We start from the raw sequence: 20,637 nt of genomic DNA on the forward strand, positions 1-20,637 counted from the left end.
TGTGTCATCTGTAGCCCTCAGCCCTTGTCAAGGTCTGCGTCGGTGACCGCGCCGCGCTCGGCACCAACGGCCAGACGCGCGTACTTGCCCAGCACGCCGCTCGTGTAGCGCGGCGGCCGCGGCTGCCAGTTGGCGCGGCGACGCTCCAGCTCGGCGTCGTCGATGTGCAGTTCGATCTTCAGGGCCTTGGCGTCGATAGTGACCTGATCGCCTTCCTCAACCAGCGCGATGGGACCGCCGACGGCGGCCTCGGGCGCGACATGTCCGACGACCATGCCCCAGGTGCCGCCCGAGAAGCGGCCGTCGGTGATGAAGCCGACACTCTCGCCCAGGCCCTTGCCGATGATGGCCGAGGTCGGCGCCAGCATCTCGCGCATGCCGGGGCCGCCCTTGGGGCCTTCGTAGCGGATGATGAGCACGTCGCCGGCACCGATCTTGTCGGCCAGGATCGCCTCCATGGCTTCGTCCTCGGAATCGAAGACACGCGCCGGTCCGGTGATCACCGGATGCTTGATACCGGTGATCTTGGCGACACAGCCAAGCGGCGAGAGATTGCCCTTGAGGATGGCCAGATGCCCTTCGGCATACATCGGATTGTCGAAGGCCCGGATCACCTCCTGATTCGGCCGCGGCTGCTCCGGGATGTCGGCCAGCAGCTCGCCCAGCGTCGCGCCGGTGATGGTCGGGCAGTCGCCGTGCAGCAGACCGTTGGCCAGCAGGATCTTCATGACCTGTGGCACACCACCGGCCTCGTGGAACTCGGTGACGACGAAGCGCCCGGACGGCTTGAGATCGCAGAGCACCGGCACCTTCTTGCGCATGCGCTCGAAGTCGTCGATCGTCCACTCGACGCCGGCGGCGTGGGCGATGGCCAGGAAGTGCAGCACGGCGTTGGTCGAGCCGCCGGTGGCCATGATCACCGCCACCGCGTTCTCGATGGACTTGCGCGTGACCAGATCGCGCGGCCGGATGTTCATATCCACGGCCTTGCGCAGCGCGCGCGCCGACTCGGCCACCGAATCGGCCTTCTCGGGGTCCGGGTTGGCCATGGTCGAGGAGTACGGCAATGACACGCCCATGGCCTCGAAGGCGCTGGACATGGTGTTGGCTGTGAACATGCCGCCACAGGCGCCGAAGCTCGGGCAGGCGTTGCGCTCGATGCCGTCGTAGTCCTCCTTCTCCATCTTGCCGGCGCTATAGGCCCCCACCGCCTCGAAGGCCGAGACGATGGTCAGGTTCTGGCCCTTCCAGCGACCGGGCTTGATGGTACCGCCGTAGCAGAAGACGGCCGGCACATTCATGCGCAGCAGCGCGATGAGCGCGCCGGGCATGTTCTTGTCGCAGCCGCCGATGGCGAGCACGCCGTCCATGAACTGCGACTGTGCGGCGGTCTCGATGGCGTCGGCGATGACCTCGCGCGAAACCAGCGAGTACTTCATGCCCTCGGTGCCCATCGAGATGCCGTCGGTGACCGTCGGAAAGCCGAAGAGCTGCGGCTTGGCGCCGACCTCTGCGAGCGCCTCAATGGCGCGCTCGGCCAGCGCGCCGATGCCGGCATTGCAGGGATTCATCGTCGAATGGCCCGATGCCACGCCGATGATCGGCTTGTCGAAATCGTCCTCGCCGAAGCCGACGGCGCGCAGCATGGCGCGGTTCGGCGCGCGCGCTACGCTCTGCGTGATGGTGTTGGAACGATAGCGCGGCTTGCCGCCGCCGGAGGTCTCGCTACTCATGGCGCCGCCCCGGGAGTTAAGGTAGGAATCAGGCCGCGCATGCTACATCAAGCTCGTCACTGGGCATCAGCCCCCACCGCAATTCCAGAACAAGGGCCTTCTCAATGCGTTCCCACCTCGCTCGAATCCTGCCCCCGCTCCTGCTCGGAGCCACGCTCGTCGCCTGCAATGGCGAAGACGACACCAGCACCGACCCCGGCATCGACCCGCCCGACAACGGCGCCTTGCAGAGCGCCGCCCGCTCGGTCCTGGAGAATGCCCGCAATCGCGGCGATATCGATGGCTACGCGCTGGAGATCGGCACCACTGAGGCGGTCTACGCGCGTATCTCCGCTGGAGATATCGCGTCCACCGACGGCGCCGTGTTCATCGCAAGCGCCGGCAAGCCCGTGGCGGCAGCGGTGATTCTCAGCCTCACCAACGACGCCGCGCTGCTACCCGGTAACCGCCTGCGTCTCGACCAGCCGATCGCCGACTATCTCGACGGCACTCCGGCGGGCGAAACCCAGGCCGCACAGGAGATCACGCTGCGACAGTTGCTCAACCACACTTCCGGACTGGACACCAGCCCGGACTGTGTGTCCGTTCAGGATCGAAGCAGCAGCAGCGACAGCCTGATGGAGTGCGCCACCGCCATTCTGGAAGACGGCACGGCTTTCGAGCCGGGCAACGAATTCGCCTACGGCGCAGGCGGCTACCAGGTCGCCGGCGCGGTGGCAGAGGCTTTCGCCGAGCAGGACTGGCAGACACTGGTCGACGAGCGCATCGCCCAGCCACTGGGCGTGAGCCTTCCCTTCCTGCCTGCGAGCAATCCGCGCATTGCCGGCGGCATCCGCGCCTCAACGGCTGATCTGGCCGCCTTCCAACGCGCCGTGCTGACGCGCGACACCGCGATCCTGGATGCCGACGACTACGACATGCTGCGCGAATCGCAGACGAGCACCGACGGTGGCCGGCTACCGGGTGTGACGGCCAGCGACTACAGCTTCGGATTCTGGATCGAGTCATCCGGGGAGCTGGCCGACGCCGGCACCGCCGGTCCCGAACTGTCCTCCCCCGGCCTCTTCGGCACCACGCCCTGGCTTGACGACGACCGCGACTATTACGGCGTGCTGCTACTGCAACGCTCCGACTACGTCACCAGCCTGGAGCTGATGCGCGAGCTGCGCACCGAGATCCTGGCGCGGCTACCCTGATCGGGTGGCAATCTAAGCACAGATTTCACAGATAGAAGCAGATTTTCCGCTTGTGGTGAGCGCTGACTTCGTCAACGCTCACCAACAGACGATCCCCTGAATCTGTGGAATCTGTGGCTATCAATTCGGCCCCAGCAGCATGGTTCAAGCCGACATCGACAGCGGCGTCTGCCGCTGACGGGCACGAGCCTCGACCTGCGCGAAGAGATGCTCGGCGTCCAGGCCGACATCGGCGAAGCGGCCCGAGCCCCAGGTGTGCAGCCAGGGCAGCCCGAGGAAATAGGCGCCCGGCACGGGCGTGACCCCGCGCCGGTGCATGGGCTCGCCGCGGCCGTCGAAGACCGGCAGCTGCAGCCAGCTGAAGTCGCTGTCGAAGCCGGTGCACCAGATCACGCTGCTGATGCCGGCCGCCTCCAGATCCAGCGCTGTCGGCTCGGTCTCTGGCGCCCACACCGGTTGGTAGGGCGGCTCGGCGGGGGCGTCGATGTTCTCGGCCTCGATATAGGCGTCGATACTGCGCTTGATGGCCTCGGCCGAAGCGTCGGCGCGATCCAGATTCGTCGCGAGATCCTGACGGAAGCGCAGCTGCGCGCCGTCGATATCGTCGAGCCTTCCGTACAGCGCCATGCCCTGCGTGGCAAAGGCGCGCAGGTCGATCTCGCGGCCGCCGCCACGGCCGGAGAGGTAGTGATTGGTCTTGTCGCGCACGGCCTCGCCCTGCGGGTGCGCATCGACGGGAATGGCGTAGTAGCCGCTGTCGTGTAGCCAATCCGTGGCGTCGCGGCCGCGATAGAAGCGCGGCGCGCGCGGCGCGCTGCCCACCACCAGATGCACCTGCCGGCCGGCCAGATGCAGATCCTCGGCGATCTGGCAGCCGGATTGACCGGTGCCGACAACGAGAATGCCGCCTTCCGGTAGCTGCTCGGGGTTGCGATAGGCCGACGAGTGCATCTGCTGAATGCCGCGCGGCAGCGCCGCCGCCACGTGCGGGATGCGCGGCCGGTGATAGCCGCCGGTAGCGGCAACGACCTGCCGCGCGCGCCAGCTGCCGTGATCGGTCTCGACTCTGAAGGCGTCGCCGTCGGCGCGCACGCGCTGCACCGTGACGCCGCAGGACAAGGGCGGCTCGAAGCGAGCGACGTAGCGCTCGATGTAATCGACGATCTCCTCGCGCAGCATGAAGCCGTGCGGATCACCGCCGTCGTAGGGGTGCCCCGGCAAGCGGCATTGCCAGTTGGGGGTAACCAGGCAGAAGGAGTCCCAGCGCTGCTCGCGCCATTCGAAGCCCGGATAGTTCTTCTCGAAGACGCGATGGCTGATGCCGGCGCGCTTGAGATACCAGCTCATGGCCAGACCGGCCTGCCCGCCACCGACCACGGCGACCTCCAGTTCCGGGCGGTGCCCGGCAATCGCTTCCGTCATTCGAATGCCTCCACGGTGATGCGCGCGGCCGGCTCCTCGGCGTAGCGCGCGGCGACTTCCTCGATCTGCCGGATCTGCTGAAAGGCCTGGCCGCAGCCGAAGCCGTATTTGTCGGCCACACGCTGGCTGGCGTGCTCCAGTGCGGCGCGCGAGCGCGCAACGAAATCGCTCAGCGCGCAGGACTCGCCGACAGCGAAGGCCTCGCGAATGCTGCTCGACGGCGAGTAGCAGGCCATGGTCGTATCGTCCGGCAGGCGGATACGGAATCGTGTTTCAGGCATGGTTGGTCCTCTGCTGCGGAATAGTGTTCGGCGCGAGGCCAAGCACCGGCTCACGCGCCAGATCCCAGGCCACGCGCCGGGCGTCGCCGGCGGATAGCCGCAGCACGGGCTGAGCCGTACAGCATCCGACCGTGGCGCAGGCGATATCGCGCTCGGCGAAACGCGCGGCCACCGCGCCTTCCTGTTCCGGCGGCACGGCGAGTACGTAGCCGAAGCTCGGGAAGGCCTCCAGCAGCCAGCGCTCGGCATCGGTGCTGCTCGGCCGCGGCACCGCGTCGATGGCGATCTCGGCGCCGCAACCGGCGGCTTCCAGCAGCATCAGCGCCGAGCCCAGCGCGCCGGCCTGACTGATGTCGCGGGCAGCCCGGCAAAGGCCGGCCTCGGCCAACTCCGGAAGCAGCGCCAGATCACCCTGCAGCCGCGCGCTCGGCGCATCGGTGGCGGCGTCCCAGTGCGGAAAGACACCGCGGTAACCGCCGCGCAGATCTATCGCGACCATCAGCGCATCGCCGGGGCGGGCGGCGCTCCCCGGCAGCAACGCCGCGGCGCGGCCGAGCACCGCCACGGCCAACTGCAGCCCGCCGGCGCGGCTGTTGCTGTGGCCCCCGACCACCGGCACGCCGAAGGCGCGCGCGGCCGCGGCCATACCTTCCATGACCGGCGCCAGCTGCAGGCTGTCGGCGGCCCAGACGGCGTCGACCACCGCCATCGGCCGCCCGCCCATGGCCGCGATATCGGAGCAGTTCACCATCACTCCGCACCAGCCGGCGAACCAGGGATCGGCCGCGACGAACTCCTGAATGAAGCCCTCGATGGCGAAGAGCAGCCAACCCTCGCCATCGGTAATCGCGGCGGCGTCGTCGCCATTGGCCACGGCGGGCGCGCCCGGCACGGTGGTGTCGCCGAGGGCGGCCAGAGCGTGGGCAATATCGCGCTTGCCGGCCAGTCCGCGGCTCTGCCGCAGGCCGCTGCACAGCCGCGCCAGCCGCACGCTGTCGGCATCCGCGGCCATCAGGCGGTCTCCGTCTGCTGTGCCGGGTAGAGCGCGATATCCGTCTGCGGCACGGCCGGGTAGCGATCCAGATCCGCCGCCATTAATGCGTGCGGTGCGCCGCGAACTTCGACCGCCGCCAGACTCTGCCAGTGCAGGCGTGTGAAGAGCGGCACGTTGGCCTGCTGCACGCGTGCCAGGAAGCGCCGGCAGCCCAGCGCGCGCGCGTGGCCGACGGCGAAGCCGATCAGCGCGCTGCCCAGCCAGGCCGCGCGCCGGTAGTCGCGCGCCACGGCCAGGCGCGAACCCCACCAGATGCCGTCGGCATCGCGATGGATGCGCACGGTGCCGACCACCGTTTCGGGCTGGCCGGCGACGCAGGCGATAGCCGCCAGCGCGATGGCGACGCCATCAAGCTCGTCCGTGTCGTCGCCGTCGAAGAGGCCCTGCTCGCCGCAGAAGACCGTACGCCGCAACGCCGCGCAGCCGGCGCGCTCCCAGGCGGCCTGCGCGCGGCGAATACGGTACTCGCCCGGGCGAAATGCAAAGGGAGGCGCGTCGAACATCGCTCCGGAGCTGGCGTCGGTCGTGGCCTGGAGCATTCTCAGTCCTCGTAGGTCGACAGGCTGGAGCAGGCGCCGCAGCGGCCGCAGCCGGCCTTGATGTCGCGCGCGCGCAGCCCGGCCTCGGCGAGCATGCGGCCCAGCGGCTGCAGGATCGAGCGCATGAAGGCCGCGTCCGGCGGTGGATGCTCGGCCAGCGGCGTGCCGCCCACGGGGACGAAGGGCACGACGAAGGGATAGACGCCGAGCGCGATGAGGCGCTCGGAAGTCTCCAGGATCGCCGAGGCCGAATCGCCCAGGCCAGCCAGGATGTAGGTGCTGACCTGGCCGCGGCCGAAGACGGCGACGGCGTCGGCGAAGGCCGCCATGTACTGCTCGACATCGGCCTCGGCCTTGCCGGGCATGATGCGCGCCCGCACCTCGGGCGTGACGGCCTCCAGATGCATGCCCAGGCTGTCGACGCCGGCCGCCTTCAGGCGGTCGAACCAGACCGGATCGTCCGGCGGCTCGCACTGCGCCTGGATGGGGATGTCGACGGCGGCGCGCACGGCGAAGGCCGATTCGCAGAGCAGCGCCGCACCGCGGTCGGTGAAGTTGGGCGTGCCCGTGGTCATCACCATGTGGCGCACGCCGTCCATGCGCACGGCGGCGCGCGCGACCTCGGCGAGGTGTTCGGGCAGCTTGCGGTTGATGGTGCGGCCGGCCGCCAGGGACTCGCCGATGGCGCAGAACTGGCACGACGTGTCGCGCCGGCCGTAGCGCACGCAGGTCTGCAGCACGGTGGTGGCGAGCACATCGGTGCCATGCAGCTGGGCGATCTTCCAGTAGGGCACGCCGTCCAGGGTCTGCAGGCCGTAGAAGCGCGGCGCCTCCGGGAAGCGGATATCGCCGACGTGGGCGCCGTCGCGCGTGAGTTGCACGGCGCCATTGGCACCGCTGGCGCCGGCCTCGAAGGGCGACACGGCCGCGGAGCGGCTGTGCACCGGCACCATCACCGTCTGGCCGTTGATCTGCACGGCCTTGTGGTCGGAGGGCCCGGCGCCGCCGCGGCGGCTGGGCGCGCCCGCGGATTCGTCAAGCAGACGCAGCCCGCGTGACTGCAGCTCCGTGATCAGGCGACGATTCGTCTCGGTCTGCGACATGGGGATCGCTCCATGGGGAAGTGACGGCATCGGCAGCCGGTGTGCCGGCACGATGCAGGGGGGTGGCGGGGCTGTCGTCTAGCTGCAGCGACAGCAGCTCGGGGCGGGCGTAGTGGCCCACCGAATCCATCATCCGCTTGCGCTTGGTGATCAGCGCCAGGTCCAGATCGGCGACGACCATGCCCTCGCCCTCGTACAGCGGCTCGGCCAGATGCCGCCCCTCGGGCGAGACGATGGCCGTGTAGCAGCCACCGCGCAGGCCCTTGGCGAGCTTGGCGTCGTCCGTGATGCTGGCGACCTGGGCATCGTCCAGCCAGCCGGTGGCGTTGATCACGAAGCAGCCCGATTCCAGGGCGTGATGGCGCATGGTCAGCTCCATCTGCTCGGCGAAGATGGGGCCGACCAGCGAGCCCGGGAACTGGCTGCAGTGGATCTGCTCGTGCTGGGTCATGAGGGCGTAGCGGGCCAGCGGGTTGTAGTGCTCCCAGCAGGCCAGCGCGCCGACGCGGCCGACGGCCGAATCCACCACCTTCAGCCCGGCGCCGTCGCCCATGCCCCAGACCATGCGCTCGTGGTAGGTCGGCGTGATCTTGCGGCGCTTGAGCAGCAGGCTGCCGTCGGCATCGAAGATCAGCTGCGCGTTGTAGAGCGTGCCATGGTCGCGCTCGTTGACACCGAGCACGACCACGCATTCGTTGGCGCGCGCGGCGGCGGCCACGGCCTCGGTGGCCGCGCTCGGCACCTCCACGGCCTGCTCGTACAAGGCCAGATGCGCCGGCCCCATCGTCATGGGCGGCGTGATGAAGGAGAAGTAGGGGTAGTTCGGCACCACGGTCTCGGGAAAGACCACGATGCGGGCGCCGCGGCCTGCGGCCTCGGCGATGGCGGCCACCACCTTGTCGATGGTGGCCGCGCGGTCACCGAGCACCGGCGACAGCTGCACGGCAGCGGCGCGCACGGTGGTATCGGCTGCAGCAGCCATGTCGCTACACCGTCCAGGTGTCGATGATCACGGCGTTCTCGCGCTTGTGCAGCAGATTGAGATCGAGCACATCGAGCGGGTTGATGGGCACGATGCCCGGCTGCAGCGAGGGCTCGCCGTGACCGTAGAGCGCCTGCAGGGCGAAGCGGCAGGCGTAGACCTTGCCACCCTCCTCCATGAAGGCCGCCAGCTGGTTGTTGAAGTTCTGGTGGCCCGGAAAGGCCTCGTCGCCCAGGGTCGGGAAGCCGCGCTGCACGCCCAGCGTCACGCCCGGGCCGTAGAGCAGCACGGTGGTCTCGAAGCCCTTGCGCAGCAGGCGCTTGGCCTGCAGCAGATTGACGAGGCCGATGGAGCCCTCGAAGGCCACGGTGTGGAAGGTGACCAGCGCCTTCTGGCCGGCCTCGGCCTGGACATCCTCGAAGACCTTCTCCTCGTAATCGACGAAGAAGTCGCCTTTCTTGTGTGCGGGTTTATCGACTGCGGGCATGGAATGCTCCTGATGCGGGATGGATATGCGCCGGCTGTATGAGTGCCGGTATCCCAATAGGCGCAACCGATGTGCCATTGCCCACGCCACGAATCCATACAAGGCGAGACATTGCTGTTCGCCATGGCATTTTTCTTGCTGGACGTGCTGATCAAGGCAGCACTGTCGCAACCTCAAGCCGTCGCCCGCGGCGCGCTGCGGCATGCCATGCCGCCTCAAGGGGCGCACCTGCACCGCATTGGCGCAGCCGCATCACGCATTGACCGACCAGGAGGCCGGACATGTCGCTGGATATCAGCCGCTGGAATCTGCGCATCCGCAGCAGCGCCGCCCCGGCCTACCGCGCCATCGCCGACGTCATCGGCGAGGACATCGACAGCGGCCGACTGGTCGCCCACCAGCGCCTGCCGCCGGTGCGCGAACTGGCGCAGCGCCTGGGGCGCAACTTCACCACCGTGGCGCGCGGCTACGCCGAGGCTGCCCGACGCGGCCTGATCGTCAGCCGCCCCGGCACCGGCACGCGCGTCGCCGAGCGTGTCCGCACCGGCGCGGTGCGCCGCGCCGGGCCGGCCGGGCTGCCGGATATGATGATGAACATGGCGCCGGAGCCGGAGGACAGCGCGCTCACCGCGCGCCTGTGGCAGGGCTTCGCCGGCATCGTCGACCGGCAGGAGGCGACCACGCTCTGGTCGCTGCTGCGCTACGACGAAGCCGGCGGCCCGCCCGAGGATCGCGCCGCCGGCGCGCATTGGCTGTCCGCCCACCTGCCCGAAGTCAGCGCCGAGCGCGTGCTCGTCTTTCCCGGCGTGCAGGCCGCGCTATTGGCGCTGCTCATGACGCTGGCCCGCCCAGGCGACCGCGTCGCCTGCGAGGCGATCACCTATTCCGGTCTCAAGGGCCTGGCCGCACAGCTGGGCATAGAGCTGATCGGGCTGCACAGCGATCGGCAGGGTCTCGACCCCGATGCCTTCGCCGCGCTCTGCGCCACCGACCCACCAGCCGCCCTCTACTGCAACCCGACCGTACAGAACCCGACAACGGCGACCCTGCCCGCCGAGCGCCGCCGCGCCATCGCCGACATCGCGCGCCGATACAACGTGCCCATCATCGAGGACGACCCCTACCGGCCGCTGACGCCGGAGGCGCCACCGCCGCTGGCCGCGCTGGCGCCCGAGCTGTGCTTCTACGCCACCGGCCTGGCCAAGTGCCTGGGCGCGGGCCTGCGCGTGGCCTACGTGGCCGTGCCGCAGGCGCGCTACCAGGCAAGGCTGGCCGCGGCCATGCGCTCGACCATGGTGATGCCGGTGCCCTTCATGGTGCGGCTGGCGACGCAGTGGCTGCAAGACGGCACGGTCGATGTGGCCGCCGAAGCCATCCGGCGCGAATCGGCGCAGCGCCAGCGGCTGGCGGCCGACATCCTCGCCGGCACCGGCTTTGCCGCCGCGCCCAATGGCTTCCACCTCTGGCTGCCCCTGCCGGCACACAGCAGCGCGGCGCGCTTCGCAGCCGACCTGCGCGCGCGCGGTTGCGCCGTGGTGGCCTCCGACGCCTTCAGCGTGGTCGGAGCGCCGAAGCCTGCCGTGCGCGTCTGCCTGGGCGGCCCCGTCTCGCGCAGTGGCTGTCGCGACATGCTGCAGGCCGTGGCGGCCGAGCTAGTGGCCGCAACGGACGGCGTCGCCGCCCGCGCGACCGACTGATCAGTCCGCGTTGGCCCGCGCCGCGCGCCAGCGCAACGACACCGGCTCGGGCAGACGCTGGCGTCCGCCAATGCTCGGCCAGATCAGGCTCTCTTCGACGTCACCGGCGGCGGGTCGCGTGTAGTCGCAGACGCCTTCCGGGAAGATCGCGGCGATCTCGTTCAGCTGCTCGGCCGTCAGATCCGCCTCGTAGTCGCGCGCGTCCACCGGCTTCTTCTGGCAGCGGATGATGTCGCCGCTGCGCGGCATGCCGGCGACCATGCGCGGTGTGCTCGTGACCGGCAGCGCGATGGCGCAGGGACCAATCCCGCTATCGAAATTCTCGGGCACGTCGACGCGCAATGACAACTCGGCGCCCGAGAGCACCTCCACACCGGGCAGCCCGAGGATAGCGGTGAGCGTCGGCAGCAGTGGCGCCTCCAGCCCCAGCGGCCCGAGCAGGGTGCCGGGCAGCTCCAGACGACCGCCGATAGTGCCGAAAGAACAGCGGTCCTCGGCCATCGCCGGCTTGGCATCAATGACGCGCGCAATGCGCTCCGGGGCGCCGCCGAAGCCGGTGGCAGCCTCGGCAGCTGCGAGAGCGTCGAGCCAGTCATCCATCAGCGGATAGACGTCGGGCTGGGTCAGTACGCCGCGGAAGATGCTCTGGGTGGCACCGCCGCCCGCGCGCGGGCGCAGCCTATCGCGCACCGTGAAGGGCCGGATCGCTTCGTGGATATTGGCCACCGGAATCAGGTCCAGATAGGCCGCGATATCGATGAAGGGCGTCTCGGCCAGCGCACCGCGACCGATGACACCGCCGAGCCGGTAGGTGATGCGTTCGACCTCCGGATGCATGACCATGCGCGCCGCTTCCCACTGGCCGTCGATGTCGTAGCCGCCGATGTTGCGATTGAGATCGAGGAACTCGGCGAAGCTGATCGCCCCGTCGTTGAAGGCCTCGAGCCCGTACTGCACGCCGGTGTTATCCAGCGGCCGCCGCGCCACCATCACGCCGTGCTCCGGATGCGGCATGGTGCCGAAGATATTGACGTTGGCGTCCTGGATAGCGCAGCGCGCGCCGGTGGGATTGTCCTCCGGGTGATAACGCTGCTCGGAAGTGGCGCCGCAGCCGGAACCGGCGGTCGGATCGAGGCGGTCGAGGAAGGCGTCCTCCCAGGAGCTGCAGATGGCGTTGAGCTGATTGCCCGACAGCGCGTTGTGGCCATTGACCGACCACTGCTTGCGCTGCGTCCAGTCCAGATCGCTGCGCTCGTAGTAATCCAGCAGCAGGCCGCAGTCGGCGACGGTCATCGCCGTCGAGGGAATATCCGCGAAGGTTGCCGTCGGCAGGCCGGCCGAGAGCAGCCCCGGCGCGTTATTGGCCGCGTTGTATTGCTGCAGCGCCGCACCCGAGCCGTTGGTGCCGACGACGCGCGCGACCTCGCCGTAGTTCTCGGCGATGTGCTCCTTCATCATCATCGACGTCTCGATACTGATCAGCGGATTGCAGTGATTGCCGTAAGCCGACAGCGTGTTGTGCACGGTGATGTCGCCCGAGCCGAGCCGGTCCGAAACGCCGGCGAGATTGATCAGCAGCGCGTCGCCGGAGATCGAGGTCAGGTCCGGAAAGCCGCCGAGCACGAAATCGGTCGTGCTGGTGCCCTGCCCATAACCGTGGCCGCAGGACTCGCCATAGACGTAATAGACATTGCCGTTCCAGCTCACCGGCTCGAAGGGATCTTCCGGGCTCCGCGACGCCGGATCGTCGAGCACGGCGAGACGGGCGATGCCGCGGTTGATGACGCGCGTCTCGACGCGCGCGACATAGGGCACCGTCTTGCCCTCGTCGGTCTGCGTCGACAGCGTGCCGGCCGGGTAGCCCTCGAAGGGGTTCTCGACCTCGACCCAGTCCTGCGTAAGCTGCCGCGCGAACCACTGCATCCTGGGCTCGGCCGAGCAGGCCGGGCCCATGGCCGGCTCGAGGCCATTGTCCTCGGTGCGGCAATTGAAGGGCGTCTGATGCGGGCCGGAGAGGATCGGGCCGCTGACCGGATGATTGATCACCGTCAGCGTCGCACGGCGCGCGCCGGCCGGGCCGCTGGCCGTGGCGCGGATGCGGTTCTCGCCCTCGACCAGGCCCTCGACCAGGCCGCGCCACTCGCCATCCTCACGCCGCACAAAGGCTGCCGTCACATCGCGGCTACCGGCACGCACCTGCAGGCTGTCCTCCGCGGCCAGGCCGCGTACGGCCATCAGCACATCGCCGCCGGTCACAGCGTCGGGCAATGTCGAGACGGTGAGCAGGTCGAACTCGCCGTTGGCGAGCGGCGGTGTCTTCAGGGTGTGATAGTCGGCTTCAACACTACGGCTACCGGCGCCGTCACCAGCACCGACAGCGGGCGGCTCGGAACCGCCACAGGCCACAAGCAGAAGCGCCGCCAGCGCCGCGGGCGGAAGGAATCTCGTAAGCATCGGGTGTCTCCTCGGCTGCAATAGTCTTTTTTCTGTCACAAAGGCTACTGCGCGGTCCCCCGGATGTCATTCGTCGCTTTTGCGGAGGGCGCGCGCAGGAAGCGCGTCACCAGCCCCGCCGCGGCGACCGCCAGCCCGGCGATGAGCCCCCACCACAGACCAGCCGGCCCCAGTTCCAGCACGAAGGCCGCGACGAGCGCCAGCGGCATGCCCACCAACCAGTAGGCGGAAACCGTGATGCGCATCGGCCCGCGCGTGTCGGCCAGACCACGCAGCGCGCCGTTGGCCGAGGCCTGCAGGCAGTCAAAGATCTGAAAGGCGGCGGCGTACAGCAACAGCCGCGCTGCCAGCGCGATGACTTCCTCGTCCGGCGTATACAGCCGCGCCACGACCTCGGGGAAGAGCGCCATGACACTCGCCGACAGCGCCGAGAAGACCAGCGCCGCGCCAATGGCCAGCCGGCCGCGCATCTGCGCCAGCGCCGGATCGCCGGCGCCGATGGCCTGGCCGACGCGCACGGTAGCCGCGAAGCCGAAACCCAGCGGCACCATGAAGGCCAGTGCAGCGAAGTTGATCGCTACCTGATGCGCGGCCACTGCCGTATCGCCAAAAGCCGCCATCAACAGCATCGCCGCCGCGAAGAGCCCGGCCTCGGCCAGCAGAATGCAGCCGATGGGCAGGCCCAGGCGCAGCGTGTCGCGCCAGACCGTGCGCATGCGCGCCACCCGCGGCGCGGCGAAGAGGCCCACCGCGCGCAGCGGCTGCCAGCGCAGATAGAGCAACATCCACATGCCCAGCATCGCGACCACCGCGATCACCGTCGCCCAGCCGCAGCCCACGGCGCCCATGCGCGGGAAGGGGCCCCAGCCGAACATCAGCAGCCCGTCGAAAGCGGCGTTGACGGCGAAACCTGCCACGCTGATCCATAGCACCGGCGCCGTGCGCCCGGTGCCCTCGACACCGTAGCGCAGCACGAAGACCAACGCGAAGGGGATGCAGCCGAGCGCCTCCACCGAGAGATAGGCGCGCGCCAGCGCGGCCGTGTCCGGCTGCAGGCCGGTGAAGCCGATCAGCGTGTTGCCCAGCGTCAGCAGCAGCAGCGACCACAATACGCCCAGCGGCAGCGCCAGCCACAGGACAGCGCGCAGGATGCTGCCGGTGGCGCGCGAATCGGCGGCCGCGCCCGTGCGCTGCGCGACGATGGGCGAGACCGCCATCAGCACGCCCAGAAAGAACATGAAGACCGGCATCCAAACGTGGCTGCCCACCGCGATGGCGGCCAGCGCCTGCCCGCCCAGCCGCCCCGCGTAGAGCGTGTCCACCACGCCCATTCCCATGAAGGAGAGCTGCGCGCCGATGATCGGCACGGCCGTGCGCAGAAAGGGCAGCAACTCCTGACGGTAGGCGCGCGCGTCCAACTCCGGGTACCGACGAAAAGGGGTCGACATCTTAGGCGCCCACCCGCGAAGCCGCCGGCGGCGCTGCTATGCTCAGGCCATGTCCGAACCGCTGATCGTGCTCATCACCGCCACGGAAGCCGAGGCCCCGTCATTGGCCGAAGCTCTCGTCGAGCGCCGGCTCGTGGCCTGCGTCAATATCGTCGCGCCGGTGCGCTCGGTCTTTCGCTGGGAGGGCCACATCGAATCGGAAGCCGAAGCGCTGCTCGTCTGCAAGACCGACGCCGGGCGCTACGACGCGCTGGAGGTGGCGCTGCCCGCGCTGCATTCCTACGATGTGCCGGAGTGCATCGCCGTATCCACCGACCGCGCGCTCTCCGCCTACACGCAGTGGGTGACCGAGGAAAGCACACCGGCAGAGGGCGCCTCGTGAAGCAAACGCTCGCCGTACTGGCGCTCGGCGCAGTGGGCCTGCTGCTCGGCGCCGGCATCTACCTCTGGCTCGAGCCACCGGCACCGCCCGCCCAGCCGGAGCTGACGCTGGAGGATCTGGAAGGCGAGACGCACGCGCTGGCCGATTACCGCGGCGAGCTCGTCGTCGTCAACTTCTGGGCCACCTGGTGCCCACCCTGCCTGGAAGAGATTCCCATGCTGATCGATGCGCAGGAAGCCCTCCGGGAGCAAGGCCTGCGCCTCCTCGGCCCGGCCATGGACGACGCCATCGCCGTCGGGCGCTTCGCGAAGCGCCAGGGCATGAACTACCCGGTCTTCGCCGATCCGGCACAGGTGGGCCCGGCGCTGTCGCTGCTCGGCGACACACAGGGCGCGCTGCCCTACACCGTGGTCATCGACCGCGACGGAAAGCTCGTGGAAAGCCACCACGGCAAGCTTGATCGTGCCGAGTTCGACGCGCTTATTGCGCCTTACTTGTAGGAAAGTTGCGCGAAAAGCATTAAACGTGCGTTGCACTGGCGCATCGGGCCGCGCAGTGGCTATACTGGCGGTAGATTTCTCGGGGAGCACTGCTCGTGCACCGCATTTTGCTGCTGAACGGGCCCAATCTGAACCTGCTGGGCCAGCGCGAACCCGAGCGCTACGGGCAGGCGAGCCTGGCCGACATCGTTACGGACTGCCGCAAATTGGCCGGCAATCTGGACGCGACCCTGGACGATTTCCAGTCCAACCACGAGGGCGCGCTGATCGACCGCATCCACGCCGCGGCGAGCGACGGCACCACCGCCATCATCATCAACGCTGGCGCCTACACGCACCATAGCGTGGCGCTGCGCGACGCGCTGCTGAGCGTCGGCCTGCCCTTCTTCGAAGTGCACATCAGCAATGTCTACGCGCGCGAAGCCTTCCGCCAGCGCTCGCTGCTGGCCGACGTCGCGGCCGGCGTGCTCGTCGGCCTCGGCGCCGACGGCTATCTCCTCGCCCTGCGCGCGGCCTGCGGCCGCGCCGCCGACTGACACCCCAACCAATACAGCCAAGAGCGTAAGCACCGATATGGATATCCGCACCATCAAGAAGCTGATCGAGCTGCTCGAGCATTCCGGCATCGCCGAACTTGAAGTCAAGCAGGGCGAGGAGTCCGTCCGCATCAGCCGTCAAGGCCCGACGGTCACTCCCGCTCCGGCACCCGCCGCTCCGGCTGCCGAGCCTGCCGCCGCGCCAGCACCGGCGCCCGCCCCGGCGCCCGCCCCGGCGCCGGCACCGGCCGCAGAGGACAGCGCCAATGCCATGCGCTCCCCCATGGTGGGTACCTTCTATCGCGCACCGGCACCGGGCGCCAAGCCTTTCGTCGATGTCGGTCAGACCGTCAAGAGCGGCCAGACGCTGTGCATCATTGAGGCGATGAAGATGCTCAACCAGATCGAGTCCGACCGCGACGGCGTCATCAGCCAGGTCCTGGTGGAGAATGGCGAGCCGGTGGAATTCGACCAGCCGCTCTTCCTCATCGACCCGGCCTGAGACGGCGATGTTCGACAAGATTCTCATTGCCAACCGTGGCGAGATCGCGCTGCGCATCCAGCGCGCCTGCCGCGAGCTGGGCATCAAGACCGTCGCGGTCTACTCGCAGGCGGACCGCGATCTCAAGCATGTCCTGCTGGCCGACGAGTCGGTCTGCATCGGGCCGGCGCAGGCCAATCAGTCCTATCTTTCGATGGGCTCGATCATCAGCGCCGCCGAGGTTACCCAGGCCGACGCCATCCATCCCGGCTATGGCTTCCTCTCCGAGAGCGCCGACTTCGCCGAGAGTGTGGAACGCTCGGGCTTCGTCTTCATCGGCCCGCGCGCCGAGACCATCCGATTGATGGGTGGCAAGACCGCCGCCAAGGCCGAGATGATCGCCGCCGGCGTTCCCTGCGTACCGGGCTCGGAGGGCGCGCTACCCGACAACGACGGCGAATGCCTGGAGCTGGCCGAGGCCGTGGGCTATCCGGTGCTCATCAAGGCCGTATCCGGCGGCGGCGGGCGCGGCATGCACGTCGTGCGCAACCGCGAGGAGCTGATCGAGTCGGTGCACATCGCGCGCTACGAGGCCGAGTCGGCCTTCGGCGACGGCAGCGTCTTTCTCGAAAAGTATCTGGAGAAGCCGCGCCACATCGAGTTTCAGGTGCTGGCCGATGAGCACGGCCACGCCATCCATCTGGGCGAGCGCGACTGCTCCATGCAGCGCCGCAACCAGAAGGTCGTCGAGGAAGCGCCCGCCCCCGGCATCACCGAGGAGGAGCGGGAGCGTATCGGAGCGCTGTGTATAGCCGCCTGCGAGCGCATCGGCTATCGCGGCGCCGGCACGATGGAATTCCTCTACGAGGACGGCAATTTCTACTTCATCGAGATGAATACGCGCATCCAGGTAGAGCACCCGGTCACCGAGATGGTCACCGGTGTGGACCTCATCAAGAAGCAGATCGCCATCGCCGCCGGTCGCGAGCTGGATCTGAAGCAGTCCGACATCAAGGTGCAAGGCCACGCCATCGAGTGCCGCATCAACGCCGAGGACCCGCGCAACTTCGTGCCCTCCCCCGGCGCCATTACGACCTACCACGCGCCCGGCGGACCGGGCGTGCGCATGGACTCGCATATCTACGCGGGCTATCGCGTACCGCCCTACTACGACTCCATGATCGGCAAGCTGATTTGCCACGGCGAGACTCGCGATATCGCCATTGCACGCACCCTGAGCGCGCTCTCCGAGCTGGTGGTCGAAGGCATCAAGACCAACATCACCCTGCACCGCGAGATCCTCAACGACGCCGCCTTCCGCGCCGGCAAGCACGACATCCACTATCTCGCCAGCATCATCGAGCGCTGGGCCGTCTGATGGCCTGGCAGCAGCTGAGCCTCGATACGCGTTACCCCGATTTCGCCGAGGAGATACTGGAATCCCAGGGCGCCCTGTCGGTGAGCGTGCTGCCCGCCGAGGGCGCCGAGTCCATCTTCGAGCCCGGCCCGGGCGAGACGCCGCAATGGTCGCGTGCGCGCCTCACCGCGCTGTTCGAGGAAGCGGCCGATCTCGACGCCGTGCGCCTGGCTGTCAGCGAGCTGCTTCCCGACGCTGCGGAAGCCGACCCCGAGCAGGACGAGGTCGCGGACACCGACTGGGTACGCAACTGCCTGGACGCCATGGCGCCGATGCGTTTCGGCGAGCGGCTGTGGATAGCACCACACCATCGGGAAGTCGATGACCCGACCGCGGTGGTCGTCAAGCTCGATCCCGGCCTGGCCTTCGGCACCGGCACACATCCCACGACGGATCTCTGCCTGCGCTGGCTGGACGGCGCCGAGATCGAGGGTGCGCGCGTGCTCGATTACGGCTGCGGCTCCGGCATCCTCGCCGTGGCCGCGCTGGCGCTGGGCGCGCGCGAAGCCGTCGGCGTCGATAACGATCCGCAGGCCGTGCGCGCCACCGCCGAGAACGCGCGCAACAACGGTGTCGACGAGCGTCTGCGCTACGGCCTGAGCACCGAGCATGACGTCGGCGCGGGCTACGATGTGGTACTGGCCAACATCCTCGCCGAACCGCTGATCCGGCTTGCACCGACGCTGTTGGCAACGCTTCGGCCCGGCGGCTGGATCGTGCTGGCCGGCCTGCTCGACCGCCAGGCCGAGCGCGTCATGGAAGCCTATCCGGGCATCGACTGGCAGCAGGCTTCATGCGACGGCTGGACGCGGCTGGCGGGGTGCAGCAAAAGCACGGCCGAATAAATGCTGCGCCACGTCATTTGCGCGCCCTGCGCATGACGGTAGCCGAGGTCGCGCACAGGCGCTATAGTTCGCCGCTGTCACGCCCGCGTCATCTTCGCTGCCAACCACGCGAAGCGGCGCCGGATCCGGCCCATATCAACCCGACTCCGGCCATGCCCGATACGTTGCCGCCCGCTCCGAAGTGCCTGTCCGACCAAGTCGCCGACAGCCTCGACGACTACTTCTCGCAGCTCAACGGGCACACGCCTCCGGGCGATCTCTACGGCATGGTGCTGAATCAGGTGGAAGGACCGCTGCTCGCCAAGGTGTTGCAGCACTGTGACGGCAAACAGTCGCGCGCCGCAGCCGTGTTGGGCATGAACAGGGCGACTCTGCGCAAGAAGCTGCGTCAGCACGGTCTTCTGGACAGCGCCTCGTGAAGCCGCGGCGCGCCCTGCTGTCGGTCTCCGACAAGACCGGCCTGATCGAGCTCGCACGCACGCTGGTCGACGCCGGCGTTTCCCTGGTCTCCACCGGCGGCACACATCGTGCGCTGAACGAAGCCGGCATCCCCGTCGAGGAGGTCGCCTCGGTCACGGGCTTCCCCGAGATCATGGACGGCCGCGTCAAGACGCTGCACCCGAGTATCCACGGCGGCATCCTCGGCCGGCGCGGCACCGACGACACGGTCATGGCCGAACACGGCATCACGCCCATCGATCTGGTCATCGTCAATCTCTACCCCTTCGCGCAAACCATCGCACGCACCGACTGCACCTTCGACATGGCGGTGGAGAACATCGATATCGGCGGCCCGGCGATGCTGCGCGCCGCCGCAAAGAATCACGCACACGTCGGCATCGTCGTCGACCCGAGCGATTATGAGGCGCTGGCCACCGCCGTTCGCGGCGACGGCCTGAATGAGAATTTCCGCCAGCGCCTGGCCGCCAAGGCCTTCGCGCACACCGCCGGCTACGACGCTGCCGTAGCGAGCTACCTGCAGCAGGCTTGCGACCCTGACGAGCGCCACCCCGAGCAGCTCGTCGCCGGCTGGCAGCGCGTCGACACGCTGCGCTACGGCGAGAACCCGCACCAGAGCGCCGCTTTCTATCGCGAAGCCGGTGCCGCAGAAGGCTCGCTGGGCGCCGCCAGGCTGGCGCAGGGCAAGGCCATGTCCTACAACAACTACGCCGACGCCGACGCCGCCATGGGCTGCGTCGCGCAGTTCGAGGAGCCAGCCTGCGTCATCGTCAAGCACGCCAATCCCTGCGGTGTATCCGTGCGTGACGATCTGCTCGCGGCCTACGAGGCAGCCTTCGCCACCGACCCGACCTCCGCCTTCGGCGGCATCATCGCCTTCAATCGGCCGCTGGACGGCGACACCGCCGCCACCATCGTCAAGCGCCAGTTCGTGGAAGTACTCATCGCCCCCGAGGCCGACGAGGCTGCGCTCGAAGCGCTGGCCGCCAAGCCCAATATCCGCCTGCTGCTCACCGGCAGCCCGGACGCGCCACCACCGGCACGCCGGCTGCACAGCGTCTCCGGCGGCCTGCTCGTGCAGGATCCGGATACCGGTAGTATCACCGCCGAGCAGCTGCGCACGGTGAGCAAGGCGCAGCCCGACGACGCCACCATCCGCGACCTGCTCTTCGCCTGGCGCGTCGCCAAGTTCGTGAAGTCCAACGCCATCGTCTACGCCCGCGACGGGCAGACCATCGGCGTCGGCGCCGGCCAGATGAGCCGCGTCTACTCGGCGCGCATCGCCGGCATCAAGGCCGCCGACGAGGACCTGGAAGTCGCCGGCGCGGTCATGGCATCGGATGCCTTCTTCCCTTTCCGCGACGGCATCGACGCCGCCGCTGCAGCCGGCATCCGCGCCGTCATCCAGCCCGGGGGCTCGATGCGCGATGAGGAAGTCATCACCGCCGCCGACGAACACGGCATCGCCATGGTCTTCACCGGCATGCGACATTTCCGGCACTGAAGTTGCAGCCACGGGTTGCACGGATCTTCGGGAGTCTTGGCCCCGGCGCGCACGGTCATATCGTCTAGATCGGGCTTCGGCCCGACCTCGCGCCATGATTCAGCTTCATTGCCGGAC

20 protein-coding genes are annotated in these 20,637 nt (G+C 68.7%); 10 read left to right on the plus strand and 10 right to left on the minus strand.

Annotated elements, in window-relative coordinates; all coding sequences use genetic code 11:
* Window positions 1-17: 17 nt before the first annotated feature.
* Entirely contained in the window at window positions 18-1,733 is a 1,716-nt protein-coding gene (gene ilvD, locus U743_RS12010; RefSeq protein ID WP_052368056.1) for a dihydroxy-acid dehydratase, read from the minus strand.
* Between the two features lie 104 nt (window positions 1,734-1,837).
* On the opposite strand from ilvD, the gene U743_RS12015 reads away from it, so the two are divergent.
* The gene (locus U743_RS12015; protein WP_043768601.1) at window positions 1,838-2,929 is read left to right on the plus strand and encodes a serine hydrolase domain-containing protein; all 1,092 of its coding nucleotides are present in this window, start codon (window positions 1,838-1,840) and stop codon (window positions 2,927-2,929) included.
* Between the two features lie 144 nt (window positions 2,930-3,073).
* On the opposite strand, the gene U743_RS12020 is transcribed toward U743_RS12015, so the two are convergent.
* The 7 genes from U743_RS12020 to U743_RS12050 are packed head-to-tail and all read right to left on the minus strand — an operon-like array spanning window position 3,074 to window position 8,797.
* On the minus strand, window positions 3,074-4,351 hold the full coding sequence (locus tag U743_RS12020; RefSeq protein ID WP_052368057.1) for an MSMEG_0569 family flavin-dependent oxidoreductase: 1,278 nt from the start codon (window positions 4,349-4,351) through the stop codon (window positions 3,074-3,076).
* Window positions 4,348-4,632 carry an MSMEG_0570 family nitrogen starvation response protein gene (locus U743_RS12025; protein WP_043768602.1) on the minus strand — a complete coding sequence of 95 codons (285 nt, stop codon included), beginning with the start codon at window positions 4,630-4,632 and terminating at the stop codon, window positions 4,348-4,350. The genes U743_RS12020 and U743_RS12025 overlap by 4 nt, the downstream gene beginning before the upstream one ends.
* The gene (locus tag U743_RS12030) at window positions 4,625-5,644 is read right to left on the minus strand and encodes a sll0787 family AIR synthase-like protein (protein WP_043768604.1); all 1,020 of its coding nucleotides are present in this window, start codon (window positions 5,642-5,644) and stop codon (window positions 4,625-4,627) included. Before U743_RS12030 ends, U743_RS12025 begins: the two co-directional genes overlap by 8 nt.
* Window positions 5,644-6,225, minus strand: a complete 582-nt coding sequence (locus U743_RS12035) for an MSMEG_0567/Sll0786 family nitrogen starvation N-acetyltransferase (protein ID WP_198022020.1) — start codon at window positions 6,223-6,225, stop codon at window positions 5,644-5,646. The genes U743_RS12030 and U743_RS12035 overlap by 1 nt, the downstream gene beginning before the upstream one ends.
* Window positions 6,226-6,227: 2 nt before the next feature.
* Window positions 6,228-7,328: an MSMEG_0568 family radical SAM protein gene (locus U743_RS12040; protein ID WP_084191511.1), complete on the minus strand. Its 1,101-nt coding sequence runs from the start codon at window positions 7,326-7,328 to the stop codon at window positions 6,228-6,230.
* Complete coding sequence (locus U743_RS12045; protein WP_043768606.1) at window positions 7,261-8,310, minus strand: Nit6803 family nitrilase; 1,050 nt, start codon at window positions 8,308-8,310, stop codon at window positions 7,261-7,263. The genes U743_RS12040 and U743_RS12045 overlap by 68 nt, the downstream gene beginning before the upstream one ends.
* A 4-nt stretch (window positions 8,311-8,314) precedes the next feature.
* Window positions 8,315-8,797 carry an MSMEG_0572/Sll0783 family nitrogen starvation response protein gene (locus U743_RS12050; RefSeq protein ID WP_043768607.1) on the minus strand — a complete coding sequence of 161 codons (483 nt, stop codon included), beginning with the start codon at window positions 8,795-8,797 and terminating at the stop codon, window positions 8,315-8,317.
* 281 nt (window positions 8,798-9,078) lie between these two features.
* Between U743_RS12050 and U743_RS12055 the strand changes: the two genes are divergently transcribed.
* Entirely contained in the window at window positions 9,079-10,494 is a 1,416-nt protein-coding gene (locus tag U743_RS12055) for an aminotransferase-like domain-containing protein (protein WP_043768609.1), read from the plus strand.
* On the opposite strand, the gene U743_RS12060 is transcribed toward U743_RS12055, so the two are convergent.
* Together U743_RS12060 and U743_RS12065 are read right to left on the minus strand one after the other, a co-directional pair.
* Window positions 10,495-12,948, minus strand: a complete 2,454-nt coding sequence (locus tag U743_RS12060; protein ID WP_043768610.1) for a DUF6351 family protein — start codon at window positions 12,946-12,948, stop codon at window positions 10,495-10,497.
* A 44-nt stretch (window positions 12,949-12,992) separates the two neighbouring features.
* Complete coding sequence (locus U743_RS12065) at window positions 12,993-14,396, minus strand: MATE family efflux transporter (protein WP_084191512.1); 1,404 nt, start codon at window positions 14,394-14,396, stop codon at window positions 12,993-12,995.
* A gap of 49 nt (window positions 14,397-14,445) precedes the next feature.
* Between U743_RS12065 and cutA the strand changes: the two genes are divergently transcribed.
* The 8 genes from cutA (at window position 14,446) to purH (ending at window position 20,520) form a co-directional block, all read left to right on the plus strand.
* Complete coding sequence (gene cutA / locus U743_RS12070) at window positions 14,446-14,778, plus strand: divalent-cation tolerance protein CutA (protein WP_043768613.1); 333 nt, start codon at window positions 14,446-14,448, stop codon at window positions 14,776-14,778.
* A complete protein-coding gene (locus U743_RS12075) occupies window positions 14,775-15,278 on the plus strand; it encodes a TlpA family protein disulfide reductase (protein WP_052368059.1) in 504 nt (167 codons plus the stop codon). Before cutA ends, U743_RS12075 begins: the two co-directional genes overlap by 4 nt.
* 95 nt (window positions 15,279-15,373) lie before the next feature.
* Window positions 15,374-15,814, plus strand: a complete 441-nt coding sequence (gene aroQ, locus U743_RS12080) for a type II 3-dehydroquinate dehydratase (RefSeq protein WP_043768615.1) — start codon at window positions 15,374-15,376, stop codon at window positions 15,812-15,814.
* A gap of 37 nt (window positions 15,815-15,851) precedes the next feature.
* A complete protein-coding gene (accB, locus tag U743_RS12085; protein ID WP_043768616.1) occupies window positions 15,852-16,316 on the plus strand; it encodes an acetyl-CoA carboxylase biotin carboxyl carrier protein in 465 nt (154 codons plus the stop codon).
* 7 nt (window positions 16,317-16,323) lie between these two features.
* Window positions 16,324-17,673, plus strand: a complete 1,350-nt coding sequence (accC, locus tag U743_RS12090) for an acetyl-CoA carboxylase biotin carboxylase subunit (protein WP_043768618.1) — start codon at window positions 16,324-16,326, stop codon at window positions 17,671-17,673.
* Window positions 17,673-18,557 (plus strand): 50S ribosomal protein L11 methyltransferase, encoded by an 885-nt coding sequence (prmA, locus tag U743_RS12095; RefSeq protein WP_043768620.1) that lies wholly within the window; start codon window positions 17,673-17,675, stop codon window positions 18,555-18,557. Before accC ends, prmA begins: the two co-directional genes overlap by 1 nt.
* Window positions 18,558-18,709: 152 nt before the next feature.
* Window positions 18,710-18,976 carry a helix-turn-helix domain-containing protein gene (locus U743_RS12100; RefSeq protein WP_052368438.1) on the plus strand — a complete coding sequence of 89 codons (267 nt, stop codon included), beginning with the start codon at window positions 18,710-18,712 and terminating at the stop codon, window positions 18,974-18,976.
* The gene (gene purH / locus U743_RS12105) at window positions 18,973-20,520 is read left to right on the plus strand and encodes a bifunctional phosphoribosylaminoimidazolecarboxamide formyltransferase/IMP cyclohydrolase (RefSeq protein ID WP_043768622.1); all 1,548 of its coding nucleotides are present in this window, start codon (window positions 18,973-18,975) and stop codon (window positions 20,518-20,520) included. The genes U743_RS12100 and purH overlap by 4 nt, the downstream gene beginning before the upstream one ends.
* Window positions 20,521-20,637: the final 117 nt, after the last annotated feature.

Source organism: Algiphilus aromaticivorans DG1253 (assembly GCF_000733765.1).
GTDB lineage: Bacteria > Pseudomonadota > Gammaproteobacteria > Nevskiales > Nevskiaceae > Algiphilus > Algiphilus aromaticivorans.